The following is a 26,818-nucleotide window of genomic DNA, read 5'->3' as shown; positions in this document are numbered from 1 at the left end:
TGTGCCCGGTCTTGCAGGAGGGCGCAGAGCGCCCTCCCGATCGTGGTTTCAGAAGTTGTCTTCGTACTTCTTGGCGAGGTCTTCGATGTTCTCCGGCGGCCATTCCTCGACATCCATGCCGAGGTGCAGACCCATGCCCGAGAGCACTTCCTTGATCTCGTTCAGCGACTTGCGGCCGAAGTTCGGGGTCCGGAGCATCTCGGCCTCGGTCTTCTGGATCAGGTCGCCGATATAGACGATGTTGTCGTTCTTCAGGCAGTTGGCCGAGCGCACCGACAGTTCCAGTTCGTCCACCTTCTTCAGCAGAAGCGGGTTGAACTCGAGGCCGTCGTCATCAGAGGCGGCGCCGGCTTGGTCGGGCTCGTCGAAGTTGACGAAGATGCCGAGCTGGTCCTGCAGGATGCGCGCAGCATAGGCCACGGCGTCCTCGGCACTGACCGAGCCGTCGGTTTCGACCTTGAGGGTCAGCTTGTCGTAGTCCAGCACCTGGCCCTCGCGGGTCGGCTGAACGTCGTAGCTGACCTTGCGGATCGGCGAGTAGATCGCGTCGATGGGCATGAGGCCGATCGGTGCGTCTTCGGGCCGGTTCTTGTCGGACGAGACGTAGCCCTTGCCGCTGTTGACCGTCATCTCCATGAACAGGTCCGCACCGTCGTCGAGGTGGCAGATCACGTGATCCTTGTTCAGGACCTCGATCCCCTGCGACACCGAGATGTCGCCGGCGGTGACGACCATCGGACCCTTGGCCGAAATCGAGACGCGCTTGGGCCCCTCGACTTCCATCTTGATTGCGACACCCTTGAGATTCAGCACGACGTCGGTGACGTCCTCGCGGACCCCGGCGATCGAGCTGAACTCGTGCAGGACGTTGTCGATCTGAACGCTCGTGATGGCCGCGCCTTGCAGCGAGGACATCAGGACACGGCGCAGCGCGTTGCCGAGCGTCAGACCGAAGCCACGCTCCAGCGGTTCGGCAATGACCGTCGCCTGACGCTGCGGATTGTTGCCGGGCTTGATCTCGAGCTGCTGGGGCTTGATGAGCTCCTGCCAGTTCTTGTGAAGCATGTATGTCTCCTCAATTCTCGTCGGCGGCCCATGCAAGACGCCCCGACACCCGAGGTGGAAAACGACGAATGCAGGCCGTGCGACGTGGCACGGCCTGCGGTATTCTCGAAGATCCGATCAGACGCGGCGGCGCTTGGGCGGACGGCAGCCGTTATGGGCCATCGGCGTCACGTCGCGGATCGACGTGATGTTGAAGCCGACGGCGGCCAGGGCGCGGAGCGCGGATTCGCGGCCCGAACCGGGGCCCTGAACCTCGACCTCGATGGTGCGCACACCGTGTTCCTGCGCCTTCTTGCCCGCGTCTTCGGCGGCCATCTGAGCGGCGTAGGGGGTTGATTTGCGCGAGCCCTTGAAGCCCATCGTGCCGGCGGACGACCACGAAATGGCGTTGCCCTGCACGTCGGAGATCAGGATCTTGGTGTTGTTGAACGAAGAGTTCACGTGAGCAACGCCGGCGGCGATGTTCTTGGAAACCTTCTTCTTCGCGGTAGCGCGACGATCGCGTGCCATGTGTCCGGTCTCCCCTTACTTCTTCTTGCCGGCAATGGCCTTTGCGGGGCCCTTGCGCGTGCGTGCGTTGGTGTGGGTGCGCTGGCCGCGCACGGGGAGGTTGCGGCGATGGCGCAGGCCGCGGTAGCTGCCGAGGTCCATCAGGCGCTTGATATTCATCTGCGTCTCGCGGCGCAGGTCACCTTCGACGGTGTAGTTCTCGTCGACATGCTCGCGCAGCTTCAGGACTTCGGCATCCGACAGCTCGTTGACGCGGCGGCTGGCTTCGATGCCGACGGCCTCGCAGATCGCGCGAGCCGAGGAGGGACCGATGCCGGTAACGTAGGTAAGCGCGACGGGGACGCGCTTGGCGGTGGGGATGTTGACCCCTGCGATACGTGCCAAGTGTACTCTTCCTCTTCGTTGCGAGCCCGTAACCCCAGGCCCTTTTTTCACAACGTAAGCCCGAAGCGGTCCGCCGCAGGCTCAGGTCATTTCAGTCGCGGTTTCACGGAGCAGCGAGGCCCCGTATCATCCACATCTCATAGGATGGTGCGCCTTAGTCGGGATTCGCCCCGGGGTCAAGGGCAGCGCATGCGAATAGACGCCGCCCCGGGCGGATGGCCAGCATCTCGCAGGTGGGGCGTCAGTCCTCGTCGCGATCCTCTGCCCGCTTCAGGGCGCGGAGGGTCACGATCCCGCCGGCGATGAACAGCGCACTGCCAGCGCCGACCAGGAAGGTCAGTGTCACGAAATCCATGGGTCTGCCTCGGTCTGCTTCTTTTTATGGGACCGAAGCTACGCCCGATGGCGGGGGTCGCAAAAGGGGATTGGCCGGCGATCGGCGGGGCGTCGCCGAGGGGCCGCGGGCTGTGCCGCGGCCGCTGGAAGTCAGGCGTCGAGGACCTTTGCGATCGCGGCTGAAACCGTGTCGATCTCGCCCAGCCCATCCACGCGGGTCAGCTGGCCCTTGGCGTGGTAGTAGCCGATCAGCGGCGAGGTCTTCTTGTAGTATTCCAGGAGCCTCTGGCGGAGGCTGTCCTCGTTGTCGTCGGCCCGGCGCTTGAACTCGGTGCCGCCGCAATTCGCGCATTTTCCGTCCGCGGGGATCGGCTTGGTGATGTCGTTATAGACCTCGCCGCACTGGGCGCAGGTCGACCGGGCGATGATGCGCTTGACCAGCGCCTCGTCATCCACCTGCATCTCGATCACCGCGTCGAGACGCGCACCCTTCTTGTTCAGAAGCGCCGCAAGCGCGTCGGCCTGCGCGAGCGTCCGCGGAAAGCCGTCGAAGATGAAGCCGGTGCCGCCATCGGCGTCGAGCTTTTCCTCGATCAGGCCGATGACGATCTCGTCGGTGACAAGCTCGCCGCGATCCATGACCTCGGCGACGCGGTTGCCCATGTCGGTGCCCGAGCTGCGCGCCTCGCGCAGCATGTCGCCCGTCGAGAGCTGGATCATGCCGCGCTCATCCTCGAGCCGCCTTGCCTGCGTTCCCTTGCCGGCGCCTGGTGGCCCCAGAAGAATGATGTTTGTCGTCACCGACGTGCCCCTCCCCGTTTGGCTCCCTTCGCGGAGCCTTTGCCGCTGCGCTTCTTCCCGCGCAGCTGCGATTTTTCGATCAGGCCCTCGTACTGATGGGCCAGCATATGGCTTTGAACCTGCTGGATTGTATCCATCGTGACAGAGACCACGATCAACACGCTCGTGCCACCGAAATAGAAGGGGATGGCGGCCTGGTGGCGGACGATCTCGGGCAGGAGGCAGACCGCCGTCAGGTAGGCCGAACCGAGCACGAGGATCCGGACCACGACGTAGTCGAGATATTCCTCGGTGCGCTTGCCGGGGCGGATGCCGGGGATGAAGCCGTTCTGGTTCTTCAGGTTCTCGGCCACGTCCTCGGATTTGAAGGCGACGTTGGCGGTGTAGAAGTAGGTGAAGAACACGATCATCGCGCCGAAGAACAGCAGGTAGAGCGGTTGACCGGGCCCGAAATAGGCCAGGATCGCCGACAGGACCGGGCCGCTTTCGTTGCCCGAGAAGGTCGCGAGCGTGGTCGGCAGCAGAAGAAGCGACGAGGCGAAGATCGCAGGAATGACGCCCGCCGGGTTCACCTTGATCGGCAGATGCGACGAGCCGCCGTCATAGACCTTCATCCCGACCTGCCGACGCGGGTACTGGATGTGGATCTTGCGCAAGGACCGTTCCATGAACACCACGAAGGCGATCACGGCCACGATCATCAACAGGATGCCGACGATCAGCGCGGGACTGATGGCGCCCGAGCGACCGCTCGCGAAGAACTGCGCCAGCGCGGACGGGACCTCGGCGATGATGCCGACGAAGATGATCAGCGAGATGCCGTTGCCGATGCCGCGGTTGGTGATCTGCTCGCCCAGCCACATCAGGAACATGGTGCCGCCGACCAGCGTGATCACGCAGGCGATGCGGAAGAACCAGCCGGGTTCGGTCACCAGCCCGCCCGCCTCGAGTGACACGGCAAGGCCGTAGGCCTGGAAGGTCGCGAGGAACACGGTGCCGTAGCGGGTGTACTGGTTGATCTTCTTGCGGCCCTGCTCGCCCTCTTTCTTGAGCTGCTCGAGCTGGGGGACCATCGCCGTCATCAGCTGAACGATGATCGAGGCCGAGATGTAGGGCATGATGCCGAGGGCGAAGATCCCCATCCGGCCGATCGCGCCGCCGGTGAACATGTTGAGGATGCCGCCGAGACCGGCGCTCGCCTGCTCGATGAAGTCGCGCAGCTCGTTGCCGTCGATCCCGGGCACCGGGATGTAGGTCCCGAGGCGGTACACGCAAAGTAGCCCGAGCGTGAAGAGGATGCGGGAGCGAAGCTCGGTCGCCTTGCCGAAGGCAGACCAACTCATGTTCGCGGCCATCTGTTCCGCTGCTGATGCCATGGGGGGCCTTTCGAAGTCACAATGGGCCGATACGCTCGCGCCCGGCCTGGAGGATCCACGCCGATGTAAAGGCGCGGGAACGCCAGCGCAACCACCCTTGGCCTTCCCTCAAAGCGCTGGCCGCAGGGCCGTCACGCAACGGGGCAGCCGTGTGGCCGCCCCGTCCGTCGTCCGGCGATGAAGAGGATCAGAACCTGTAGGCGACGCGGGCTTGGAAGGTGATCACCTCGGCGTCGAGACCTTGCTCGGCGCCCAGTTCGTCCGCATCGGCCAGCGCGTCGAACTTGTGGTAGAGAACCTCGCCGCCGATCGAGACGCGGTCGCTGACGAGGACATCCGCGCCGGCGCCGACGACGTAGCCCCAGTCGCTCGCATCATCTTCGCCGCTGAGACCGTCGAGATCGTCCACTTCAACGTGTAGGTTGCCATAGGCGGCCCCGGCGACGCCATAGACCAGCGCACGGCCCGCATCGTAGCCCGCGCGCACCTTCAGGCGGTGAAGGCGGTCCACCGAGATGTCGACGCCGTCGAGGTCGATCGCGTCGACGTCGACATCGAGATTCGCGAGATTCGCGTCGAGTTCGGCGCCGAGGACGAAGCTGCCGAAATCGTGCTGGTAGCCGGCGAAGACGCCGCCGATGGCACCGCTGGCGTCGAGGTCGAGCGGTTCGACGATCTCGGCGTCGACATCACCGTAGCCGAGCGAGGCGCCAACATAGCCGCCGGTCCAATCAAGCTGCGAGACCGGAATGGGCGCCGGTTGCGGTTGCGGTTGCGGTTGCGGGTCCAGCGCGGGCGCGGTGACGCCACCGGCATGGGCGGACCCGGCGGCCAGAACGGCGGCAGCGAGCAGACAAATGGTTTTCATAATGGATTCCCTCAATGCCCCCCGTGGGCAACGCGGGTTCTACTGCCGGAGGTTGCGTGCGTATAGACGCCCCCGTGGTGCGGGGAAGCCCTGTGGCGGCGTCGACACGACCCTCGCCCGAATGGAAAGCGGCGCGCCCCGAGGGAGCGCGCCGCCAGCACAATCGATTGGTCGAAGGGGCCGGATCAGGCCGCGTCTTCGCCCTCGCCGGGGCGAGTGCCGCCGGTGACGGTGACCGAGCCGCCGGCTTTCTCGACCGCGTCGATGGCGCCCTTGGAGGCACCCGACACGGTGATCTTGGCGGCCGTCGTCAGCTCACCCTTGGCCAGCAGGCGGATGCCGTCGCGCTTGCGGCGCACGAGGCCCGAATCGAGCAGCTCGGTCTCGGTGATCTCTTCGCCAAGCTTGCCGGCGTCGATGAATTTCTGGATCAGGCCCAGGTTCACCACCGCGTAGGTCTTGCGGTTGATGTTGTTGAAGCCACGCTTCGGCAGACGCTGGTAGAGCGGCATCTGGCCGCCCTCGTAGCCCTTGATCGCCACGCCCGAGCGGGATTTCTGGCCCTTGATACCCCGGCCGGCGGTCTTGCCCTTGCCCGAGCCCGGGCCGCGGCCGATGCGCTTGGCTTTCTTGGACGCGCCGTCGTTGTCGCGCAGTTCGTTCAGTTTCATGTCGCTCTCCTACCTTGCCGGAAATGCCCCCCAAGCGACGGGAGCGGGCACACGCGGCGTTTCACGGATTCGCAGCCCCGAGGGCCACCGGGCGCCTATAAACGCCGGGCGCGCATGACGCAAGCGCGTCACGACCCCGCCAATGCCCGGCGCACGATGTCGACCCGAGCCGCGTTCGGCGGGTGGGTCCCGAGGAAACTGCTCCCTGGATCGGGCGCGTTCTGGAAGAACATCACGCCGCGCAGGGGATCGTAGCCGGCCTCGCGCGCGATCAGCGCGCCGAGCGCGTCGGCCTCGAGCTCGAACTCCTGCGCGTAGCGGCGCGCGCCCAGGAAGGCGCCGAAGTTCTGCGCCTCGCGGATGGCGACATCGTTCCCTCCGCCCGCCGCGACGAGCCCGCCGATCAGATCGGCGCCGATCCGGGCCGAGTTCTGCCCCCGCGCGATGTGCCCGGCGATATGGTGTGCGGCCTCATGGGCGAGGATGAAGGCCAGTTCGTCCGCGTTGCGGGTCTGCTGGACGAGCGGCAGGGTGAAGCCGATCACCGGGCGGCCATCGCGCGAGAGGGTCTGGAAGGCGTTCGCCTCGATATCAGGCGAATCGTCCAGCGCCACGAGGAAGTCGCACCGTTGCCTGGTGCGCTGGCTGCGGCAGGCGCGGACGGCCACCGGCATCACGCGGTTGACCACCTCGACCAGCGGCTGGGCCGAGGGCGGCACCGCGGCCGTGGGAGGCGGAGGCGGAGGGGGCGCCGGTGCCACCGGCACGCTGCAGGCGGTGGTGAGCGCCAGAAGGATCGAAAGGACGAATGCGCGCATCGGGTCGCTCCGGGTCGGGATCGACCGCAACATATCGGCGACGCGCGCGGGGACCAGCCCATTGCACCCCAGGCGGTTCCGCGAGAGGGTCGGCCCCAAGGACAAGGGGACGGGCAATGTTCACCATCGAGCACGAATTCGACGCCACGGTCATTACTCTGGTCGACGACCCGGCCGGACACCGGCAGGAGGATGTCACGATCAACGCCTTCGAGGATTGCGTGACGGTCGAGCAGTTCGACCCCCGTACCGAGCGGCCGCACAAGATCACCCTTTCGTTCGCGCAGGTGGCGGATCTGGCAGCGGCGCTCGACCTGCCCGAGGGCGCCTACAAGCTGGGCCGCCCCGTGAAGCGCTGACTAGAGGATGCGCAAGGTCTTGTTGCGGCCGGTGGCGCCCGAGGCGATCTCGAGCCGGGATTTCGGAACGTCGAGAGCCTTCGACAGGGCCTTGAGCACCGCAGCATTGGCCTTCCCCTTCTCGGGCGGGACGGTCACGCGGATGCGGATCGTGTCGCCCTCGGCCCGGATGTCGGCGGTGCGGGCATTCGGCGTCACGCGCAGGCTGAGGGTCGTGCCGGGCCGGGCGAGATGGCTGAGGTCGGTCATGCCCCTGCCCTACCACCCGGCCGCCGGAATTTCGCGCCGAATGTGGCCGCAGCCGTTGACCGCCCGCCAGCACGGCCCGACATGGAAGGCGAACCGACCGGAGTGCACATGCCACAGCCTGACCCAGCCGCCCTCGACTTCCTGCTGTCCCGCCGATCGCGCCCGCACAAGACGCTGGCGGATCCCGTGCCCGATCGCGCCGCGCTGGATCCGATCCTGACGGCGGCGCTGCGTGCACCCGATCACGGCAAGCTGGAACCCTGGCGCCTGATCGTGCTGGAGCGCGCTGCCCTGATGCGACTGGCCGAGCTTGTGAGCACGCGCGGCGAAGCACTCGGCCGTGCGCCCGAGGAGATCGACAAGCAACGCTCGCAATACGCCAACGGGGGCCTTGCCGTCGCGGTGGTCTGCACGCCGGTCGAGCACCCCAAGGTGCCCCGGGTCGAGCAGGTCCTGTCGTCCGGGGCCGTCTGCCTGCAATTGCTGAACGCCGCGCTGGCCAGCGGATGGGGCGCGAACTGGCTGACCGGCTGGGCCTGCCATGACGAGACCTTCGCGCGTGAGGGCCTCGGCCTCGAACCGCACGAGCTGGTCGCCGGTCTCATCCATATCGGCACGGAGACGAGCGCACCCCCCGACCGGCCGCGCCCCGACATGGCCGCCAAGATCAGCTGGGTGCTGGAGTGAAATTCCTTTCGGACGTTGCGAAGGCGGCCCGGCAGCTGGGCGATCCGGCGTTTCAGCGGGTGCTCTGGACCGGGCTGGCGCTGACCGTCGGGCTGCTGATCGCCTTCGGCGCGGCGTTCGTCTGGGGGATGAACTGGCTGCTGCCCGACACGGTTGCCCTGCCCTGGATCGGCGAGATCGGGTGGCTGGACGACATCGCCTCGGGCGCGTCCGTCATCGGATTGCTGGTCCTGTCGGTGTTCCTGATGGTGCCCGTCGCCTCGGCCTTCACCTCGTTCTTCCTGGACGACGTGACCGACGCGGTCGAGGCGAAGCACTACCCGCAGCTCTCGCCTGCGCCGCGCCTGTCGCTGGCCGATTCGATCCGCGACGGGGCCGGGTTCCTCGGCGTGCTGATCCTTGCGAACATGGCCGCCTTGGTGGCGTATCTGCTGCTGCCGCCCTTCGCGCCGCTCATCTTCTACGCGCTGAACGGCTTTCTGCTGGGTCGCGAGTATTTCCAGCTGATCGCCGCGCGCCGGCTGGGACGCGAGGGCGCGGCCGCGCTACGCCGGCGGTACAGCCTGCGGATCTGGGCGGCGGGTTGCGTCATGGCGGTGCCGCTGACGGTGCCGATCGTGAACCTGCTGGTGCCTCTCCTGGGTGCGGCGAGTTTCACGCACCTGTATCACCGGCTTCCCCGGCCCGCGGGCTCATCCGGTCGAACCAGTCGAAATCCTGCACGCTGATCTTCCCCGAGACGATCACCGCGGCGATCACCGCCCAGATCAGCGTGCCCCAGATCGTCGTCTGGATCACCTTGCGCTTCAGCGGAAAGCGCGCCGGGCTGCCGGCGTGGGTGCCGGGCACGATCTCGCCCTCGTCGCCCTGGGTCGAGAGGCCGATCGGCAAGATCACGAAGAACACCATGAACCAGACCACGGCATAAAGAACGATTGCGGCTGTCGGTCCCATGTCAGACCTCCTCGAGTTCGATCAGGCAGCCGTTGAAATCCTTGGGGTGCAGGAACAGCACGGGCTTGCCATGCGCGCCGATCCTGGGCTCTCCGTCTCCGAGTACGCGCGCGCCGTCGGCCTTCAGGCGGTCGCGCGCGGCAAGGATGTCGTCGACCTCGTAACAGATGTGATGGATGCCGCCCGCCGGGTTCTTCTCGAGGAACCCGCGGATCGGGGACGCGTCGCCGAGCGGGTACAGAAGCTCGATCTTGGTGTTCGGCAAGGTGATGAAGACGACGGTGACGCCGTGATCGAGCTCGTCCTGCGGCGCACCGACTTCGGCGCCGAGCGTATCGCGGTATTGCGCGGCGGCGGCTTCGAGGTCGGGGACTGCGATGGCCACGTGGTTCAGTCGTCCGATCATGCGAGACTCCGGGTTGCGGGGCGCTGATACGCGCCGCGCCGCGCCACGGCAACAGCACCGTGCGCTCTGGTTAGGGAGCTGTTAACCCTCGTCATGTCACACCTTTGCGTGAAACGAGGGAGACGGGGCATGGATGACGCGTCGAAGTTGAATTTCGCCCGCCGCGGCACGGCAGACAAGCCGCTTCTGGGGCAGACGATACTGGTGATCGAGGACAGTCGCCACGCCGGTGAGACGATGCGGCTGATGTGCCTGCGCGGCGGTGCGCGGGTGCGGCGCGCCGACAGCGTGCGGGCGGCCGAACGCCACCTGATCTCGTACCGGCCAAGCGCGGTGATCGCCGATCTGGGCCTGCCGGACGGGTCCGGTCTGGACCTGATCGGGCGGCTGTCGCGGGCGGTGCCGCGCGTGGGCGTGCTGATCGCGGTGTCGGGCGATCCGACGCTGGAGGAAGCGGCCATCGATGCCGGCGCCGACGAGTTCCTCGCCAAGCCATTCGCCTCGATCGCTGCGTTCCAGGCCGCGATTCTGCACCACCTGCCGGCCGACGCGCTGCCCCGTGGGCCGCGCCTCGTGGGCGACGAGATGGTCGAGCCGGACGCCGCCGCACTGCAGGACGACCTGGCCCATGTGGACGACCTGCTCGATCACGGCGCCGATGTCGCAACGCTGGCCTACGCGGCAGCCTTCACCTACGGGCTTGGCCGGACGATCGGCGACACCGAGATGACGGACCGCGCGGCAGCCCTGTCCTCTGCGCTCGAAGACGGCAAGCCGCAGCTTCCCGCGATATCGGCCCTTGCGGGGCTGGTGCAGGCGCGGATGTCGGGCGAACGGGTCGCGATCTAAGCGTCCACTTCAGGAATAGATGTGGAGGCCATCGAAATCGGCCTTCCCAAGGTCCACTCCCGCCGCGCGGAGGATCGCGTAGGTCATGGAGAGGTGGAACCACAGGTTCGGCAGGGCGAAGGTCGCGAGGTAATCCTCGGCGGTCTGGTCCAGCGTCGCCTCGCCGGCAAGATGAGCGATTCGCTCCGGCGCCGGGCCTTCGGCTGCGGCAATTTCGGCCCGGGCTGCGAAGATCGTGGCGCGCAGGCCCTCTTCGGTCAGATCGGCCTCGACCCTCTCGGGTGCGATGCCTTTTAGCGGCAGCACGGCCCGGCGGGTGAACCCGATCGCGCTGAACAGCTGCTGGCGCAGCGTCCACATGTCGGGCGCCAGCCGCGCGCCCAGCAGATCGTGGCGCGCGGCGATCGCCAGAAGCGCCTCGGCCCGGTCGAGGGCGTGCAGCGCGGATTTGAGGGCGAGGCGGTTGGTCTCCATCCGCGGACCGTGCGGTGGCAAGGGGGTGGCGTCAACCGGAACTCGTGGCTAAGTTCGCACAATGTTCTAGTGACAAGGTGCAGTCGGTGAGCGATATGTCGGACATGACGACCCAGCCCGCACAAGACTTATCCGAGTTTCTCGGCAAGGACCGGTTCGGCTGCGTGCTGGCCGATCCGCCGTGGCGCTTCACCAACCGCACCGGCAAGGTCGCGCCCGAGCACAAGCGGCTGGCGCGCTATCCCACCATGACGCTGGAAGAGATCTGCGCCCTGCCCGTCGCCGATCACCTGATGGACCGGGCGCATTGCTACATGTGGGTGCCGAACGCGCTGCTGCCTGACGGGCTGGAGGTGCTGCGCGCCTGGGGGTTCGAATACAAGTCGAACATCGTGTGGCACAAGGTGCGCAAGGATGGCGGCTCGGACGGGCGCGGCGTGGGGTTCTATTTCCGCAACGTGACCGAGATCCTGCTTTTCGGCACGCGCGGCAAGGACGTGCGCACGCTGCCCCCCGGACGGCGGCAGGTTAACATGATGCAGACCCGCAAGCGCGAGCATTCACGCAAGCCCGACGAGCAATACGACCTGATCGAGGGCTGCTCGTGGGGGCCGTACCTGGAAATGTTCGGGCGCGGCATCCGCGAGGGCTGGACCGTCTGGGGAAACCAGGCCGATGCGGACTGGAAGCCCGACTGGTCCACCTATTCCTACAATTCCGGCGTCGCGGCCGAGTAGGATGCGCCGGGTCGAGGATGCGGTCTTCGATCCCGCCGAGATGACGCGGGGCATCCTGCCCGAACACCTGCGCGACCGCTATTCCGTCACCAGCTACCGCAGCGCGGCGGCCGTCTTGCGCCAACGGGCGCCGGACGACTTGGAGCGGATCCTGCGAATCCTGGATGCGTTCACCATCACCCGGACCGAGATCCGCAAGCCCGGCGGCAACCGCATGGACGCCACGCGCCGCTTTGCGGACCTCGCCCTGATGGAGGGGTTCGAGGAAGAGGTGCGGATCGAGGCCGACCTGTATGTGACGCTGCGGGCGGGCAAGGGTGCAGGCGCCCCCGAGATCGACCGGATCCTGCGCGAGGATTACATCCACAACCACATGGTCGATTTCTGGCGCGGCCGCGTGGCGTTCGATTACGAGTGGAACTCGAAGGACCAGACCTACGACCGCGACCTCTACGCCTTCCGCTCGTTCTTCGAGGCGGGCGTGATCGACGTGGGCGTCATCGTCACGCGCGAGCTGTCGCAGGGGTTCTTCGCCTCGCTCGGCCCCGCGCTGAAGAAGGACGGGACCGAGGCGGGAACGACCGTGGCGGCGAAGTTCGGCGCCTCGACCACCGGCACGCACAAGCTGATCAGCCGCATCGCCGCCGGACGCTCGGGCGGATGCCCCGTGCTGGTGTTCGGCATCCTGCCTGGCAACGTCACCGGCTGAACCGGGTCACTCCCTGGGGAGGACCCGGAGGCCGAGTTCGCGCAGCTGCTGGGGCGTCGGTTCGGACGGGGCGCCCATCATCAGGTCCTGCGCCTGCTGGTTCATCGGGAACATGATGACCTGACGGATATTCTGCTCGTCCGCGAGCAGCATCACCATCCGGTCGATCCCGGCAGCGCAGCCACCGTGCGGCGGGGCGCCGTACTGGAACGCGTTGACCATGCCGCCGAAGCGGTTGCGGACCTCGGCCTCGTCGTAGCCGGCGATCTCGAACGCCTTGAACATGATCTCGGGGCGGTGGTTCCGGATCGCGCCGGACACCAGCTCGTAGCCGTTGCAGGCCAGGTCGTACTGGAAGCCCTTTACCTCGAGGGGGTCGCCGTCCAGCGCCTCCATCCCGCCCTGCGGCATCGAGAACGGGTTGTGCGAGAAGTCGATCCCGCCCTCGTCGTCCTTCTCGTACATCGGGAAGTCGATGATCCAGCAGAAGGCGAAGCGGTCCTTGTCGGTCAGCTCCAGCTCGTCGCCGATGACGGTGCGGGCGCGGCCGGCGACGCCTTCGAACTCGGACGGTTTGCCGCCGAGGAAGAAGGCCGCGTCACCCTTGCCGAGCGACAGCTGCTGGCGGATCGCCTCGGTCCGCTCAGGGCCGATGTTCTTGGCCAGGGGGCCTGCGGCTTCGAGTCCGTCCTCGCCGTCGCGCCAGAAGATGTAGCCCATGCCGGGCAGGCCCTGTTCCTGCGCGAACTTGTTCATCCGGTCGCAGAACTTGCGGCTGCCGCCCTTGGGGGCGGGGATGGCGCGGATCTCGGTCCCTTCCTTTTCGAGCAGGTTCGCGAAGATCGCGAAGCCCGAGCCGGCGAAGTGTTCGGACACGACCTGCATCTCGATCGGGTTGCGCAGGTCGGGCTTGTCGGTGCCGTATTTCAGCAGCGCCTCGGCATAGGGGATGCGCGGGAAGGCCTGGTCGACGGTGCGGCCGCCGCCGAACTTCTCGAAGCAGCCGCGCATGACGGGTTCGATCGTGGCGAAGACGTCTTCCTGTTCGACGAAGGACATTTCCAGGTCGAGCTGGTAGAAATCGGTGGGCGAGCGGTCGGCGCGCGGGTCCTCATCGCGGAAGCAGGGCGCGATCTGGAAATACTTGTCGAAGCCCGACACCATGATCAGCTGCTTGAACTGCTGCGGTGCCTGCGGAAGCGCGTAGAACTTGCCGGGATGCAGGCGCGACGGCACGAGGAAGTCGCGCGCGCCCTCGGGCGACGAGGCGGTCAGGATCGGCGTCTGGTACTCGTTGAAGCCCTGGCCCCACATCCTCTCGCGCAGGTCGCGCACCACGTCGGATCGCAGCACCATGTTCTTGTGCAGCGTCTCGCGGCGCAGGTCGAGGAAGCGGTATTTCAGGCGGGTTTCCTCGGGGTAGTCGGGCTCGCCGAAGACCGGGAGGGGCAGCTCGCCCGCGCGGCCCAGCGTCTCGATCCCGCGGCAATAGACCTCGATCTCGCCGGTCGGCAGGCGCGGGTTGATCAGGCTTTCGTCGCGCGCCTTCACCGTGCCGTCGATGCGGATGCACCATTCGGACCGGACCTTTTCCACGTCCGCAAAGACCGGGGAATCGGGGTCGCAGATCACCTGGGTCATGCCGAAATGGTCGCGCAGGTCGATGAACAGCACGCCACCGTGATCGCGCACGCGATGGACCCAGCCGGCAAGACGCACGGTGTCGCCCACGTTCTCCTTGGTGAGATCGGCGCAGGTATGGCTGCGATAGGCGTGCATGGCGAGGGTCCTTCGGTCCGGTTCGACAGGCGCGATGAACATGGGCAACGCCACGAAGTCAAGCGCGCGAGGGCCTTGACGATCCCGTGATCACGGACAGACTGCCCCTCGGGACAAGTGAACGAAGGGGTGGGGCCATGTGGGAGCGGCTTTTCGAGCGGATTCTGCGCTCGATCGTGAAGGACGGCACGCTCGAACTGACGCTTCCTTCCGGGCGGGTGATCGTCATGGGCCACGGCACCCCGCATGTGAAGGCACGGATCACCAGCGAAAGCCGCATCGCCGCGGTGGTGAAGGACCCCGACCTGGGCACCGCCGAGGGCTACATGAACGGCGAGATCCTGGTCGAGGGCGACAAGCCCGAGGACGAGGCGCTGCGCGACTTCCTTGGCCTGGTGCTCGACAACATGCGCAAGGGTCACCGGCATTGGAGTCAGGATGCCGTGGTCCGGATCGGCAAGCACGCGCGCCGGCTGTCGCAGTTCAACCCGGCGCCCAAGGCCCGCAAGAACGTGGCGCATCACTACGACCTGTCGGCCAAGCTCTACGACATCTTCCTCGACGAGGACCGGCAGTATTCCTGTGCCTACTGGCCGACGGACGACATCACGCTGGAAGAGGCGCAGCTGGCCAAGAAGCGGCATATCGCGAAGAAGCTGCTGATCGAGCCGGGGATGCGCATTCTCGACATCGGCTGCGGCTGGGGCGGCATGGCGATCACCCTCGCGGAAGAGTTCGGCGCCGAAGTCGTCGGCGTCACCCTGTCCGAGGAACAGCACAAGCTGGCCACCGAGCGGGTGCGCCGGAAGGGCCTGGACGGCAAGATCGACATCCGCCTGCAGGATTACCGCGACGTCGAGGGACCGTTCGACCGGATCGTCTCGGTCGGGATGTTCGAACATGTCGGCCAGCCGCATTACGACGAGTATTTCCGCAAGTGCCGCACGTTATTGAAAGAGGACGGGGTCGCGCTGATCCACACCATCGGGCGGACGAACCCGCCGGGGATCACCTCGGCGTTCATCCGCAAGTACGTCTTTCCGGGCGGCTACATCCCCGCCTTGTCCGAGACGTCGGCCGCGATCGAACGGCAGGGGCTGGTGACGTCGGACCTCGAAGTCTGGCGGCTGCACTATGCCAAGACGCTGCGGGTCTGGGCCGACCGCTTCGAGGCCGGCGCCGACGCGGCGCGAGCGCTCTATGATGACCGGTTCGTGCGGATGTGGCGCTACTACCTCGTGGCGTCCGAGATGAGCTTCGTTCAGGGCCAGCAGGTCGTGTTCCAGTTCCAGCTGGCGCGAAAGAACGACGCGGTGCCGATCACGCGGGACTACCTCTACAACTGACCGTGTTCCGTCATGGCCCCGTCGCGTGGCCATGCCATCTGAGCAGCCATGACACCCCCCTCCCCTGCCCGCCTGCGGGTCGAATTCGTCCTGCTGTTCGTGGTCGCCCCGGTGGCTGTTGCCGTGCTCTTGCCCGCCAGCAGCCTGTTTCCGGTCCTCTTCGCGCTGGTGGTCCTGTCGGGCTGGTTGCTCTTTCGCACGCCAGGTTTCGTGCTGAGCAAGCTCTGGCAGGGTCGGGTGTCGTGGTTCCGGGTCATCGCCTTCGCGGGTATCGCGGCGGGCCTCTCGGCGGTTCTGGTCACGAGCCTGCGGCCGGAGGCCTGGCTGATGCCGGGACGGGCGGCACCGTGGCTTCTGGTCGCGATCCTGCTTCTCTACCCGCTGCTGTCGGCCCTGCCGCAAGAGCTGATCTTCCGCACCCTCTTCTTCGAACGCTACGGCCCGATCCTGCCGGACGGCACAGCCGCGCTGATCCTGAACGCCGCGATCTTCTCGCTGGCGCACCTGATCTACTGGAACTGGATCGTCGCCGCGCTGACCTTCGCCGGCAGTCTGGCCTTCGCCCATAGCTACCGCGACAGGCGCTCTTTCCCCGAGGCGCTGGCGATGCACGCGGTGGCCGGCAACATCCTGTTCGCGCTGGGGATGGGTGCGTGGTTCTACTCGGGCAACGTGACCCCGCCGTTCTGAGGCCTTGCGCCGACGCGCCTGCCCCGTATAACCCCCGGCGATTTGCCTCGGGGGACGCCATGCCGAAACGCACCGATATCCAGTCCATCATGATCATCGGGGCCGGCCCCATCATCATCGGGCAGGCCTGCGAATTCGACTATTCGGGCGCACAGGCCTGCAAGGCCCTGCGCGAGGAAGGCTACCGGGTCATCCTGGTCAACTCGAACCCCGCGACGATCATGACCGATCCGGGGCTGGCCGACGCCACATACATCGAGCCGATCACCCCCGAGGTCGTCGCAAAGATCATCGAGAAGGAGCGTCCCGACGCGCTGCTGCCGACCATGGGCGGGCAGACGGGCCTGAACACCGCGCTGAAGCTCGAAGAGATGGGCGTGCTGGAAAAGTACGGGGTCGAGATGATCGGCGCCCGCCGCGAGGCCATCGAGATGGCCGAGGACCGGGGCCTCTTCCGCGAGGCGATGGACCGGATCGGGCTGGAGAACCCCCGCGCCACGATCGTCTCGGCCCCGAAGGCCGCCAAGAAGGGCTACGACATCAAGGCGGGCGTCGCGAAGGCGATGGAGGCGCTCGAGGATATTGGCCTGCCCGCGATCATCCGCCCCGCCTATACCCTGGGCGGAACGGGTGGCGGCGTGGCCTACAACCGCGAGGAATACGAGCACTACGTCCGCACCGGCATGGAAGCCTCGCCCGTCGCGCAGATCCTCGTGGACGAAAGCCTGCTTGGCTGGAAGGAATTCGAGATGGAGGTCGTCCGCGACAAGGCGGACAACGCGATCATCGTCTGCGCCATCGAGAACGTCGATCCGATGGGCGTCCATACCGGCGACTCGATCACCGTGGCCCCTGCGCTGACGCTGACCGACAAGGAATACCAGCAGATGCGCGCCGCGAGCATCGCCGTGCTGCGCGAAATCGGGGTCGAAACCGGCGGGTCGAATGTGCAATGGGCCGTCGATCCCGACACCGGCCGGATGGTCGTGATCGAGATGAACCCGCGCGTGTCGCGATCGTCGGCGCTGGCCTCCAAGGCCACCGGCTTTCCCATCGCCAAGATCGCCGCGAAGCTGGCCGTCGGCTACACGCTCGACGAGTTGGACAACGACATCACCGGGGTAACCCCCGCCGCGTTCGAACCGTCGATCGACTATGTCGTCACCAAGATCCCGCGCTTCGCATTCGAGAAGTTCCCCGGGTCCAAGCCCGACCTGACAACCGCGATGAAATCCGTGGGCGAGGCGATGGCCATCGGCAGGACCTTCCACGAATCGGTGCAGAAGGCGCTGGCATCGATGGAAACCGGCCTGACCGGCTTCGACGAGATTGCCATCCCCGGCATCGGCGAAGACCCCACCTCGTCCCAGTCGCGCGCCGCGATCACCAAGGCGCTGGCCCGGCAGACCCCCGACCGGCTGCGCGTGGCGGCCCAAGCCATGCGCCACGGGCTGAGCATCGACGACATCCACGAGGTCACGAATTTCGACCCCTGGTTCCTGGCCCGGATCCGCGAGATCGTCGAGGCCGAGGCGCAGGTCGCGAAGAACGGTCTGCCGCGGGACGAGGACGGTTTGCGCGAGCTGAAGATGATGGGCTTCACCGATGCCCGCCTCGCCACGCTGACGGGACGCGAAGAGGCGCAAGTCCGCCGCGCCCGCGAGAACCTGGGCGTGCGCGCCGTGTTCAAGCGCATCGACACCTGCGCCGCCGAATTCGAAGCGCAGACCCCCTACATGTACTCGACCTACGAAGTACCGGTCTTCGGCGAGGTCGAGGACGAGGCGCGGCCCTCGGACCGCAAGAAGGTCGTCATCCTCGGCGGTGGTCCGAACCGGATCGGCCAGGGGATCGAGTTCGACTATTGCTGCTGTCACGCCTGCTATGCGCTCAGCGAAGCGGGCTACGAGACCATCATGGTCAACTGCAACCCCGAGACCGTCTCGACCGACTACGACACGAGCGACCGGCTGTATTTCGAGCCGCTGACGCTGGAACACGTGATGGAGATCCTGCGCGTCGAGCAGGAGAACGGCACGCTTCACGGCGTGATCGTCCAGTTCGGCGGGCAGACGCCGCTGAAGCTGGCCAACGACCTCGAAGCCGCGGGCATCCCGATCCTGGGCACGCAACCCGACAAGATCGACCTGGCCGAGGATCGCGAGCGGTTCCAGGGCATGCTGAACGAGCTGGGGCTCAAGCAGCCGAAGAACGGCCTCGCCCGGTCGGATGAACAGGCCATCGAGATGGCGCGCGAGGTCGGCTATCCGCTGGTCATCCGGCCATCGTACGTGCTGGGCGGCCGCGCGATGGAGATCGTGCGGGACGAGGATCACCTGCGCCGCTACATCCGCGACGCCGTGGACGTGTCGGGCAAGAACCCGGTGCTTCTCGACAGCTACCTGTCGGGCGCGGTCGAGGTCGACGTGGATTGCCTGTCCGACGGCGAGAGCGTGCACGTCGCCGGCATCATGCAGCACATCGAGGAAGCCGGCGTCCATTCCGGCGACAGCGCCTGCTGCTTGCCACCACACACCCTGCCCCGCGACATCGTCGAAGAGATGGAGCGTCAGTCCGCTGCCATGGCGCTGAAGCTGGGCGTCGTCGGGCTGATGAACGTGCAGTTCGCTGTCAAGGACGGCGAGATCTACGTGCTCGAGGTCAACCCCCGCGCCTCGCGGACCGTGCCCTTCGTCGCCAAGGCCACCGACAGCGCCATCGCATCCATCGCCGCGCGGCTGATGGCGGGCGAGAAACTGTCGGCCTTCCCCGAGCGCGCGGCCTATCCCGACGGCGTCAGCGTGGACGACACGATCCCTCTTGCCGACCCGATGACGCTGGCCGATCCGCACATGCCCTGGTTCAGCGTCAAGGAATCGGTGCTGCCCTTCGCCCGCTTCCCCGGCGTGGACACGCTGCTCGGGCCCGAGATGCGTTCGACCGGCGAGGTCATGGGCTGGGACCGCGACTTCGCGACGGCGTTCCTGAAGGCGCAGATGGGCGCGGGCGTCGACCTGCCGACCGAGGGCACCGTGTTCCTGTCGGTGCGCGACTCGGACAAGTCGGACCTGCTGATCGAAACGGCGCGGCTGGTCAGTGACCTGGGGCTGTCGATCCTCGCCACGGCCGGGACTCACAAGGTCCTGAGCGACGCCGGGATCGAGTCGAAGAAGGTGCACAAGGTCTACGAAGGCGGGCGCACGATCGTCGACATCCTCAAGGACGGCGGGGTCGACCTCGTGATGAACACCACGGAAGGCGCGCAGGCGGTCGAGGACAGCCGCTCGATCCGGGCCGTCGCGCTGAACGACAAGATCCCTTACTATACAACGCTTGCGGGCGCCCATGCGGCCGCTTTGGCCATGCAGGCACGGCAAAAGGGCGAGATCGTGGTGCGCGCGCTTCAAGGCTGATCGGAACGCCGGGCGGGCAGTCTCCGTTCATTCACCAAGTGTATGAGTGAAAAGGAGATTGCCCATGTCCGACCTCGGTCTTTCGATGATCGACGACACGGTGAACGAGACCAACAACTGGCTGAACACGCTCGGCCAGGACCTCGGTCTCAATCACCAGCACGCCTACCACACCCTGCGCGCCGGTCTTCACACGGTGCGCGACCGCCTGACCGTGGACGAGGCCTCGGCGCTTGGCGCGCAGCTGCCCCACCTGGTGCGCGGTATCTACTACGAGAACTGGCGCCCCGCCGATACGCCGGTCACGACGCGTTCGACCAGCCAATATTGCGAAGAGTTGGGCGCGCACCTGGTGGATGCCCACGATCCCGACCCCGAAGCCGCCGCCCGCGCCATCTTCCGCCTGCTGAAGGGGAAGCTTGGCAGCGGCATCATGCAGAAGATCCGCGAGTCCCTTCCGAAGGATGTGGCCGAGGATCTCTACGACACGGCCTGAGGCTTGAGCACCATGCTCCGCCGGGCTAACCCGGCGCGCATGGCCAAGCTGTACTTCCACTACTCGACGATGAACGCGGGAAAGTCGACCCTGCTGCTTCAGGCGTCCTACAACTACAACGAGCGCGGGATGGAAACGCGCTTGCTGACGGCCCGCATGGATGCCCGCGCAGGCCCGGGGCGGATCGGCAGCCGGATCGGCATCTCCTCCCCGGCCGAGACCTACGGCCCCGAGGATGACCTCTTTTCCCGGATCGCCGGGTGGCGAGACGACGCGAAGATCGCCTGCATCTTCATCGATGAGGCGCAGTTCCTGACCCGGGCCCAGGTCTGGCAGCTGGCCCGCGTGGTGGACGACCTGAACCTGCCGGTGATGTGCTACGGGTTGCGCGTCGACTTTCAGGGCAGCCTATTTCCGGGCTCGGCTGCGCTTCTGGCCTGGGCGGACGAGATGCGCGAGGTGCGCACCATCTGCCATTGCGGCAAGAAGGCGTCGATGGTCGTGCGCCAGGGACCCGAGGGCAGCGTGCTGACGGAAGGGGACCAGGTGCAGATCGGCGGCAACGAGGCCTACGTCTCGCTCTGCCGCGTCCACTGGCGTGAGGCCACGGGCGACCGGGAAGTCTGAACCCGACCGCTACTCATGCGCTGCGGCTGGTTGGCGCGCGTGCCGGCGCCGCCGGGCGAACATGTTCAGCACCTCGACCAGCACCGCGAAGGCCATGGCCGAGTAGATGTAGCCCTTCGGCACGTGCCGCCCGAACCCGTCGGCGATCAGCACCATGCCGATCATCAGGAGGAACGCCAGCGCCAGCATGACCACGCTGGGATTGGCGTTCACGAACCGGGTGACCGCTCCGGCGGCTGCGAACATGACGCCGACGGCCACGATCACGGCCGCGACCATGATCGGCAGTTCATCGGTCATGCCGATGGCCGTCAGGATCGAATCCACCGAGAACACGGCGTCGAGCGCGATGATCTGCGCGATCGCCACCCCGAGCGATGCCGCGGCCTTGCCGCCGCCGTCGGCGTGATCGCCGGGACTGACCTTGTGATGGATCTCCTGCGTGGATTTCACGCACAGGAATACGCCGCCCGCGATCAGGATCAGGTCGCGCCACGAGAAAGCAGTCTCGAAGCTGGGCTCGCCATGCTCACCGGGGGCGCCCTGGATGCCAAGGTCGATCACCGGTGCCGTCAACCCGACAATCCAGGCGATGACCGACAGAAGCGCAAGGCGCAGGATCAGGGCGAGGGACAGGCCGACCTGCCGCGCAATCTTCGCCTGCCGCTCGGGCAGCTTGCCCGACACGATCGAGATGAAGATCAGGTTGTCGATGCCGAGGATGATTTCCATCGTCACCAGCGCGGCAAAGGCGGCCCATGCTTGCGGCTGGGCGAGAAGGTCTAGCATGGCGGGTCCATCGTGGTGATCCTGCCTGAACGGAGGACAAAGCGTACGGTTCCAGTCGGGCGATGCGAGAACCGTCGGCAGGGGCTGGCCCCCGTCGCGACGCTCGGCTAGGAACGGCCCGTTTGCAGCGAGGGAGATCGCGATGGCCAACGTGGCGGTAATCGGCGCCCAATGGGGTGACGAGGGAAAAGGCAAGATCGTGGACTGGCTCAGCGAGCGGGCCGACGTGATCGTGCGCTTCCAGGGTGGACACAATGCGGGCCACACGCTCGTCATCGACGGAACCGTCTACAAGCTGCACGCCCTGCCCTCCGGGGTGGTGCGCAAGGGCAAGCTCAGCGTCATCGGCAACGGTGTGGTCCTCGACCCGTGGCACCTGGTGCGCGAGATCGAAGCGATCCGCGCGCAAGGTGTCGAGATCACGCCCGACACGCTGATGATCGCCGAGAACACGCCCTTGATCCTGCCCTTCCACGGCGAATTGGACCGCGCCCGCGAGGGGCAGACGGCCGTCGCCAAGATCGGCACGACGGGGCGCGGCATCGGGCCGGCCTACGAGGACAAGGTGGGTCGCCGCGTGATCCGCGTCGCCGACCTCGCCGACGAAGCGACGCTGGCGCTGCGGGTGGACCGCGCGCTCGTCCACCACAACGCGCTGCGCAGCGGATTGGGGCTGGAACCCATCGACCGCGATGGGCTGATCGCCGAGCTACGCGAGATCGCACCGCAGATCCTGCCTTTTGCCAAGCCCGTCTGGCGCGAACTCGACCAGGCGAAGCGCGAGGGCAAGCGCATCCTGTTCGAAGGTGCCCAGGGCGCGCTTCTGGACATCGATTTCGGCACCTATCCCTATGTCACCTCGTCGAACGTGATCGCCGGGCAGGCTGCAACCGGCTCGGGCCTCGGGCCGGATGCGGTCGAATTCACGCTGGGCATCGTCAAGGCATACACCACCCGCGTCGGCGAAGGCCCCTTCCCGACCGAGCTTCACGATGTGGATGGCGAGCGGCTGGGTGAACGCGGGCACGAGTTCGGCACGACCACCGGGCGCAAGCGTCGCTGCGGTTGGTTCGACGCCTGCCTGGTGCGACAGACCGCAGCGACCAGCGGCATGCACGGCATCGCGCTCACCAAGCTCGACGTGCTGGACGGGTTCGAGCGGATCAAGGTCTGCACCGGCTACGATCTGGACGGCGAGCGGCTGGACTACCTGCCGACGGCCTCCGAGGCGCAATCGCGCTGCACTCCCGTCTACGAAGAGATGGAGGGCTGGACCGAGTCGACCGAAGGCGCCCGCAGCTGGGCCGACCTGCCCGCCGGCGCGATCAAGTACGTGCGTCGCATCGAAGAGTTGATCGGGTGCCCCGTCGCCCTTCTGTCCACCAGCCCCGAGCGGGACGACACGATCCTCGTGACCGACCCGTTCCGGGACTGAGCCGTGGCCCTGTCCCACAAGGCCAAGCGCCGCTGGTCGCTGGTGATCCTGCTGGTCGGGCTGCCGATCTGGATCGTCCTCGCGTCGACCGTGATGACCGCGTTCGGCCGTCCGCCTATCCTGCTGGAGTTGTCGGTTTACATGGCGCTCGGGGTCATCTGGGCGCTGCCGTTCCGCAACGTGTTCCGCGGTGTCGGTCAGCCGGACCCCGATGGGCGCGACGATTGAGGATCTCGCGCCGCCTACTGGGCGGCGCGAGCCTTCTCTGCCATCTCTGCGTCATCGGCGAGGGCGAAGCGGCCTGAGTCGATCTTGCGAAGGCGGCCCGCGCGCAAAAGCTGACCGAAGCTCTTCAATCCATCTTCGCGAGTTGTCGTCCCGGCCGGAGCAATCGCGGTCGCGCGCTGGATGAGCACGGGCCGTGGCGCGCCCTCTTGTCCTTCGATGATCTTCGAGTAAGCCGCCGCGGCCTCGAGCAGGTCGGGCAGTTCACGTGCACCAAGCTTCGCCGCGAAATCGGCAAATGTCGCTTGATCCTGTGGATCGCTCGCTTCCTTCGGCGAGTCGGGCGCGGGATCGTCATGTAGGGGGCGAGACGGTCGCACGGGCTCGAGGCGACGGTCGACGCGCTGCGACGACACCAGGACAAGCGGACCCAAGGGGTTTTCCGCCCCGTCGCCCGTTGCGGTGGCGCTGGGTTGGACGGCCTTTTGCAGGTCGTCCCGGAACTTCTGAATGGAGACGTCCTGACCCGGCGTTCGATCCCGCAATCCGCCGTCCGCCTTCGTCGCAGCGACGGCAGCGCGGAGATGCTGGATCGCGGCGCGCCGGCGGTGCCCTTCGGTATCGCCCATCTGAGCGTCCGTCTCGTCCAGCAACCGCGAGACGGTCCGGTCACCACTCTCTCCGGTTTGCGCAGAGCCGTCCTCGGCGGCGTCGACGTCCACTTTCCCGGTTTCCAGTCCGACGGCCGCAAGATCGGCCGCGAGGGCCGCGGCATCCGCGTCGTTCAGGCTCGTCTCGGCCAGAATCCGGTGAATAGTGTCCTCCGAAGCCATTTCCGATGTCTCGGCCTCGTCGTCCTCGACTTCTACAAGGTCCCCGTTGGCGAGGGCTGTCTGAAATTGGGCGCGACTCATCCCGACGACTCGCGGAACCCCGTCATCGCCCTCCACATCCAGTTCCACCCAATCCTCCGGTTCCTCGGCCGTAGATTTCCCCTCGTCGTCCGGATCATCCTCATGGGAGGCTGCGGCTTGCCCGTCGGAGATCTTCTCCGCCGGAGCGATGGTCGGTCTCAGATTTGCCAGTTCGACGTGACCAATACCCGCCGGTTCCCCAGAGGTGTCGGGCACATCGGAAGGCGCTTTTGCAGCGGGTTGCCCGGCCTCCGGTTCGCGGTGAGTAGGTGTGGCCGGGTCTGCCTCGGCTAGCGGCGGCTCGAGGTCCGCGCGATTCGCATGGCTTGTGGTCAGGTCGGCCGCTTCGGCGTTCTCGACGGAGGGTTGGCTGGTCGTCGGGGCCGTGGCCTCAGGCACGGGACCTGCCCCTGTCTCGTCCGGTTCGGCCACCTGGCGCAGGACGAGGCCGCCATCGGCCATTCGTGCGTCGACGCGGTGCCGCACCTCGCGCTCGGCGATCTGATGGAGCATCTGGGCATCGGGCTGCGGGGGTTCCGCTCCGAAATATCGGTCGTCCGCGGCGAGATCGCGGAAATACTCGGCAATCGACTGCATTGCGGCAAAGGGGTTGTCGAAACCCTCGAGCGTGCACGAGAACGTTCCATAGGACACGGTCAGGATCTTGTTCGATTGCGCCATTCGATCGTTTGCCTTCCCGCTGCGTCGAGCTGGTGCCACGTAACATGCAAGTGCTTACCAAAACGTACGGAACTGGGAAGAATGATGCATGAATTCGGGGCTGAAATGTGACCGCGCAGGAAGACGTGAACACGATCCTGAGAACGACGCGCCCCGTCACGCTTGTGGGCGGCGGGCCGGTGCTGGCCGAGGACCTTGCCTGGTCGATCTCACGCGCGCCGTGCATCGCCGCCGCGGATGGAGGCGCGGAAACCCTGGTCGCCGCGGGATACGTGCCAGAGGCGGTGATCGGCGACATGGATTCGCTTTCGGAGGCGGCACTGGCCAAGCTGCCGAAGGAGATCGTTCACTACGTCGATGACCAGGACAGCACGGATTTCGAGAAATGCCTGTCCCGGATCACCACACCGCTCATCATCGGGCTGGGGTTTCTTGGCGGACGCCTCGACCACACGATGGCGGCCCTGTCCACGCTCGCGCGCGACCGGAGGCGGTGCATTCTGCTCGGCTCGTCGGATGTCGTTTTCGCGGCGCCGGCGCTGCTGCGGCTCGATGTCGCGCCCGGCACTCGCGTGTCCTTGTTCCCGATGGGACCGGTCGCGGGACGCTCACAGGGGCTGCGTTGGCCGATCGATGGCATGCGGTTCGACCCGGGCGGACGGATCGGCACCTCGAACGAAGCGACCGGGCCAGTTCACCTTGAAGCGGAGGGCGTGATCGTCCTTCTGCCCCCGTCCGAGCGCGACGTGGCAGTGGACGCATTCGGGACGGGCTAGACGCTCAGCAGTTCGGGACGTTGACCGCCAAGCCGCCGAGCGACGTTTCCTTGTACTTTTCGCTCATGTCGCGGCCGGTCTGGCGCATGGTCTCGATCGCGGCGTCGAGGGGCACGAAATGGCTGCCGTCGCCCCGAAGCGCCAGTGAGGCCGCGCCCACCGCCTTCATCGCACCAAGCCCGTTCCGTTCGATGCAGGGCACCTGGACGAGGCCCCGGACAGGATCGCAGGTCATGCCCAGATGGTGCTCGAGCGCGATCTCGGCGGCGTTCTCGACCTGCTCGGGCGTGCCGTCCAGAACGGCGCAGAGCCCTGCGGCGGCCATGGCGGCGGCGCTGCCGACCTCGGCCTGGCAGCCGCACTCCGCCCCCGAGATCGAGGCGTTGTGCTTCACGAGCCCGCCCACGGCCGCAGCGGTCAGAAGAAACTCTCCGACGCGGGCGGTGCTGGCGCCCGGCACGTGGTCCAGCCAGTAACGGATGACGGCGGGCACCACCCCGGCGGCCCCGTTCGTCGGCGCAGTCACTACACGCCCGCCGGCAGCGTTTTCCTCGTTCACCGCCATCGCGTAGGCGGCCAGCCAATCCATGGCGAGGTGCGGATGCGGCTGGTTGCGCCCCCGCTCGTCGTTGAGCCCGCGCGCAAGGGCGGCCGCACGCCGCCGGACGCCCAGCCCCCCCGGAAGCACGCCGTCGGCAGAGAGACCGCGGTCGATGCACTCGGACATCTCGCGCCAGATCCGCTCCAGCCCGTCGTGCAGGGTTTGGCCGCCAATGCGCGACACCTCGTTCGCCCGCTTCAGCTGGGCGATGGACCGGCCCTCGCGCGCGCACATCGTCAACATTTCGGCGGCGGACTTGAACGGATATGGCACCGGCTGGCCGGGGTCACTGTCTTCGCCGGCCGCAAGCTCTTCGGCGCTGAGGACGAAGCCGCCGCCGATGGAGTAGTAGACCTGGCGCAGCACGACGTCGCCCTCGGCGTCGCGGGCGTAGAACTCCAGCGCGTTGGCATGGCCGTCCAGCGGCCGATCATAGTCGAAGATCACGTCGCGTTCGGGATCGAAGGCAAGTGGCGGCAGGCCCTCGGGCGTGACCTGCCGCGTCTCGTCGATCCGGGTCAGCAACGCCTCGGCCGGGTCGGCTTCGTAATCCGCGAGGGTGACGCCAGCGAGGCCGAGGATGACTGCGCGATCCGTCGCGTGGCCCTTGCCGGTGAAGGCCAGCGAGCCGTGCAGGCTCACCGCGACGCCGGCCGGCTTGAATGCCGATCCGCGCAGCAGGCCAAGGAAGCGGGCAGCCGCCACCATCGGCCCCATCGTATGGGACGAGGACGGACCGAGCCCCGGCTTGAACATGTCGAGCACGGATATGAACATCGCGTCTCCTTTCGGC

The 26,818-nt window shown here is 66.7% G+C and carries 30 protein-coding genes; 14 read left to right on the top strand and 16 right to left on the bottom strand.

Annotated features, from left to right (window positions below):
• Positions 1 to 48: 48 nt before the first annotated feature.
• From PAM7066_RS13000 to PAM7066_RS12965, 8 genes are all read right to left on the bottom strand, one after another.
• Entirely contained in the window at positions 49 to 1,065 is a 1,017-nt protein-coding gene (locus tag PAM7066_RS13000) for a DNA-directed RNA polymerase subunit alpha (protein ID WP_085854643.1), read from the bottom strand.
• 117 nt (positions 1,066 to 1,182) lie between these two features.
• A complete protein-coding gene (rpsK, locus tag PAM7066_RS12995) occupies positions 1,183 to 1,575 on the bottom strand; it encodes a 30S ribosomal protein S11 (RefSeq protein ID WP_085854642.1) in 393 nt (130 codons plus the stop codon).
• A gap of 15 nt (positions 1,576 to 1,590) precedes the next feature.
• Positions 1,591 to 1,959: a 30S ribosomal protein S13 gene (gene rpsM, locus PAM7066_RS12990; protein WP_085854641.1), complete on the bottom strand. Its 369-nt coding sequence runs from the start codon at positions 1,957 to 1,959 to the stop codon at positions 1,591 to 1,593.
• Positions 1,960 to 2,445: 486 nt separating this feature from the next.
• A complete protein-coding gene (locus PAM7066_RS12985) occupies positions 2,446 to 3,096 on the bottom strand; it encodes an adenylate kinase (protein ID WP_085854640.1) in 651 nt (216 codons plus the stop codon).
• On the bottom strand, positions 3,093 to 4,472 hold the full coding sequence (gene secY / locus PAM7066_RS12980; protein WP_085854639.1) for a preprotein translocase subunit SecY: 1,380 nt from the start codon (positions 4,470 to 4,472) through the stop codon (positions 3,093 to 3,095). Before secY ends, PAM7066_RS12985 begins: the two co-directional genes overlap by 4 nt.
• 187 nt (positions 4,473 to 4,659) lie before the next feature.
• Complete coding sequence (locus PAM7066_RS12975) at positions 4,660 to 5,340, bottom strand: outer membrane protein (protein ID WP_085854638.1); 681 nt, start codon at positions 5,338 to 5,340, stop codon at positions 4,660 to 4,662.
• Between the two features lie 185 nt (positions 5,341 to 5,525).
• Positions 5,526 to 6,011: a 50S ribosomal protein L15 gene (rplO, locus tag PAM7066_RS12970; protein ID WP_085854637.1), complete on the bottom strand. Its 486-nt coding sequence runs from the start codon at positions 6,009 to 6,011 to the stop codon at positions 5,526 to 5,528.
• A 128-nt stretch (positions 6,012 to 6,139) separates the two neighbouring features.
• A complete protein-coding gene (locus tag PAM7066_RS12965; protein ID WP_085854636.1) occupies positions 6,140 to 6,829 on the bottom strand; it encodes a M48 family metallopeptidase in 690 nt (229 codons plus the stop codon).
• 116 nt (positions 6,830 to 6,945) lie between these two features.
• Here PAM7066_RS12965 and PAM7066_RS12960 point away from each other — a divergent pair, with 116 nt between their 5' ends.
• The gene (locus tag PAM7066_RS12960) at positions 6,946 to 7,188 is read left to right on the top strand and encodes a DUF8831 family protein (RefSeq protein ID WP_085854635.1); all 243 of its coding nucleotides are present in this window, start codon (positions 6,946 to 6,948) and stop codon (positions 7,186 to 7,188) included.
• Here PAM7066_RS12960 and PAM7066_RS12955 read toward each other — a convergent pair whose 3' ends face one another.
• Positions 7,189 to 7,437 (bottom strand): DUF167 domain-containing protein, encoded by a 249-nt coding sequence (locus tag PAM7066_RS12955; protein WP_085854634.1) that lies wholly within the window; start codon positions 7,435 to 7,437, stop codon positions 7,189 to 7,191.
• Between the two features lie 108 nt (positions 7,438 to 7,545).
• Here PAM7066_RS12955 and PAM7066_RS12950 point away from each other — a divergent pair, with 108 nt between their 5' ends.
• Positions 7,546 to 8,124, top strand: a complete 579-nt coding sequence (locus PAM7066_RS12950) for a nitroreductase family protein (protein WP_085854714.1) — start codon at positions 7,546 to 7,548, stop codon at positions 8,122 to 8,124.
• Positions 8,121 to 8,852, top strand: a complete 732-nt coding sequence (locus PAM7066_RS12945) for an EI24 domain-containing protein (protein WP_085854633.1) — start codon at positions 8,121 to 8,123, stop codon at positions 8,850 to 8,852. Before PAM7066_RS12950 ends, PAM7066_RS12945 begins: the two co-directional genes overlap by 4 nt.
• Here the strand turns inward: PAM7066_RS12945 and PAM7066_RS12940 are convergent.
• The gene (locus PAM7066_RS12940) at positions 8,779 to 9,078 is read right to left on the bottom strand and encodes a DUF1467 family protein (RefSeq protein ID WP_085854632.1); all 300 of its coding nucleotides are present in this window, start codon (positions 9,076 to 9,078) and stop codon (positions 8,779 to 8,781) included. The two genes, PAM7066_RS12945 and PAM7066_RS12940, sit on opposite strands and share 74 nt — an antisense overlap.
• Before the next feature lies 1 nt (position 9,079).
• Positions 9,080 to 9,484, bottom strand: a complete 405-nt coding sequence (gene mce, locus PAM7066_RS12935; protein WP_085854631.1) for a methylmalonyl-CoA epimerase — start codon at positions 9,482 to 9,484, stop codon at positions 9,080 to 9,082.
• A 129-nt stretch (positions 9,485 to 9,613) separates the two neighbouring features.
• On the opposite strand from mce, the gene PAM7066_RS12930 reads away from it, so the two are divergent.
• The gene (locus tag PAM7066_RS12930; RefSeq protein ID WP_085854630.1) at positions 9,614 to 10,333 is read left to right on the top strand and encodes a response regulator; all 720 of its coding nucleotides are present in this window, start codon (positions 9,614 to 9,616) and stop codon (positions 10,331 to 10,333) included.
• Between the two features lie 9 nt (positions 10,334 to 10,342).
• On the opposite strand, the gene PAM7066_RS12925 is transcribed toward PAM7066_RS12930, so the two are convergent.
• Positions 10,343 to 10,807, bottom strand: coding sequence for a DUF1993 family protein (locus tag PAM7066_RS12925; RefSeq protein ID WP_085854629.1), 465 nt, complete (start codon positions 10,805 to 10,807; stop codon positions 10,343 to 10,345).
• 104 nt (positions 10,808 to 10,911) lie between these two features.
• On the opposite strand from PAM7066_RS12925, the gene PAM7066_RS12920 reads away from it, so the two are divergent.
• Together PAM7066_RS12920 and PAM7066_RS12915 are read left to right on the top strand one after the other, a co-directional pair.
• Positions 10,912 to 11,544, top strand: coding sequence for an MT-A70 family methyltransferase (locus PAM7066_RS12920; protein ID WP_090929012.1), 633 nt, complete (start codon positions 10,912 to 10,914; stop codon positions 11,542 to 11,544).
• A gap of 1 nt (position 11,545) precedes the next feature.
• Positions 11,546 to 12,253 carry a BglII/BstYI family type II restriction endonuclease gene (locus PAM7066_RS12915; RefSeq protein WP_085854627.1) on the top strand — a complete coding sequence of 236 codons (708 nt, stop codon included), beginning with the start codon at positions 11,546 to 11,548 and terminating at the stop codon, positions 12,251 to 12,253.
• Between the two features lie 6 nt (positions 12,254 to 12,259).
• Here PAM7066_RS12915 and aspS read toward each other — a convergent pair whose 3' ends face one another.
• Positions 12,260 to 14,032: an aspartate--tRNA ligase gene (gene aspS / locus PAM7066_RS12910; RefSeq protein WP_085854626.1), complete on the bottom strand. Its 1,773-nt coding sequence runs from the start codon at positions 14,030 to 14,032 to the stop codon at positions 12,260 to 12,262.
• Positions 14,033 to 14,169: 137 nt separating this feature from the next.
• Between aspS and PAM7066_RS12905 the strand changes: the two genes are divergently transcribed.
• The 5 genes from PAM7066_RS12905 to PAM7066_RS12885 all read left to right on the top strand — a co-directional run bounded on the left by PAM7066_RS12905 (position 14,170) and on the right by PAM7066_RS12885 (position 20,604).
• Positions 14,170 to 15,378 (top strand): SAM-dependent methyltransferase, encoded by a 1,209-nt coding sequence (locus PAM7066_RS12905; protein WP_085854625.1) that lies wholly within the window; start codon positions 14,170 to 14,172, stop codon positions 15,376 to 15,378.
• Between the two features lie 48 nt (positions 15,379 to 15,426).
• On the top strand, positions 15,427 to 16,068 hold the full coding sequence (locus PAM7066_RS12900) for a CPBP family glutamic-type intramembrane protease (RefSeq protein WP_085854624.1): 642 nt from the start codon (positions 15,427 to 15,429) through the stop codon (positions 16,066 to 16,068).
• 59 nt (positions 16,069 to 16,127) lie between these two features.
• Positions 16,128 to 19,481 carry a carbamoyl-phosphate synthase large subunit gene (gene carB / locus PAM7066_RS12895; protein WP_085854623.1) on the top strand — a complete coding sequence of 1,118 codons (3,354 nt, stop codon included), beginning with the start codon at positions 16,128 to 16,130 and terminating at the stop codon, positions 19,479 to 19,481.
• A gap of 64 nt (positions 19,482 to 19,545) precedes the next feature.
• Positions 19,546 to 19,977, top strand: a complete 432-nt coding sequence (locus PAM7066_RS12890) for a DUF2267 domain-containing protein (protein WP_085854622.1) — start codon at positions 19,546 to 19,548, stop codon at positions 19,975 to 19,977.
• Positions 19,978 to 20,016: 39 nt separating this feature from the next.
• Positions 20,017 to 20,604: a thymidine kinase gene (locus PAM7066_RS12885; RefSeq protein WP_085854713.1), complete on the top strand. Its 588-nt coding sequence runs from the start codon at positions 20,017 to 20,019 to the stop codon at positions 20,602 to 20,604.
• Between the two features lie 9 nt (positions 20,605 to 20,613).
• Here PAM7066_RS12885 and PAM7066_RS12880 read toward each other — a convergent pair whose 3' ends face one another.
• A complete protein-coding gene (locus PAM7066_RS12880) occupies positions 20,614 to 21,393 on the bottom strand; it encodes a TerC family protein (RefSeq protein ID WP_085854621.1) in 780 nt (259 codons plus the stop codon).
• Between the two features lie 142 nt (positions 21,394 to 21,535).
• Between PAM7066_RS12880 and PAM7066_RS12875 the strand changes: the two genes are divergently transcribed.
• Together PAM7066_RS12875 and PAM7066_RS12870 are read left to right on the top strand one after the other, a co-directional pair.
• A complete protein-coding gene (locus PAM7066_RS12875) occupies positions 21,536 to 22,828 on the top strand; it encodes an adenylosuccinate synthase (protein ID WP_085854620.1) in 1,293 nt (430 codons plus the stop codon).
• Positions 22,829 to 22,831: 3 nt separating this feature from the next.
• Positions 22,832 to 23,056 (top strand): DUF2842 domain-containing protein, encoded by a 225-nt coding sequence (locus PAM7066_RS12870; RefSeq protein WP_085854619.1) that lies wholly within the window; start codon positions 22,832 to 22,834, stop codon positions 23,054 to 23,056.
• 14 nt (positions 23,057 to 23,070) lie between these two features.
• Here PAM7066_RS12870 and PAM7066_RS12865 read toward each other — a convergent pair whose 3' ends face one another.
• Positions 23,071 to 24,648, bottom strand: a complete 1,578-nt coding sequence (locus PAM7066_RS12865; RefSeq protein ID WP_085854618.1) for a hypothetical protein — start codon at positions 24,646 to 24,648, stop codon at positions 23,071 to 23,073.
• Between the two features lie 107 nt (positions 24,649 to 24,755).
• Here PAM7066_RS12865 and PAM7066_RS12860 point away from each other — a divergent pair, with 107 nt between their 5' ends.
• Complete coding sequence (locus tag PAM7066_RS12860) at positions 24,756 to 25,424, top strand: thiamine diphosphokinase (RefSeq protein ID WP_245749679.1); 669 nt, start codon at positions 24,756 to 24,758, stop codon at positions 25,422 to 25,424.
• Positions 25,425 to 25,428: 4 nt separating this feature from the next.
• Here PAM7066_RS12860 and PAM7066_RS12855 read toward each other — a convergent pair whose 3' ends face one another.
• Positions 25,429 to 26,802, bottom strand: coding sequence for an L-serine ammonia-lyase (locus PAM7066_RS12855; RefSeq protein WP_085854617.1), 1,374 nt, complete (start codon positions 26,800 to 26,802; stop codon positions 25,429 to 25,431).
• Positions 26,803 to 26,818 lie beyond the last annotated feature (16 nt).

This window comes from Palleronia marisminoris (assembly GCF_900172315.1).
Taxonomy (GTDB): Bacteria; Pseudomonadota; Alphaproteobacteria; order Rhodobacterales; family Rhodobacteraceae; genus Palleronia; species Palleronia marisminoris.
The sequence above is the reverse complement of the archived record's forward strand: the minus strand, read 5'-3'. Positions and strand labels throughout refer to the sequence as shown.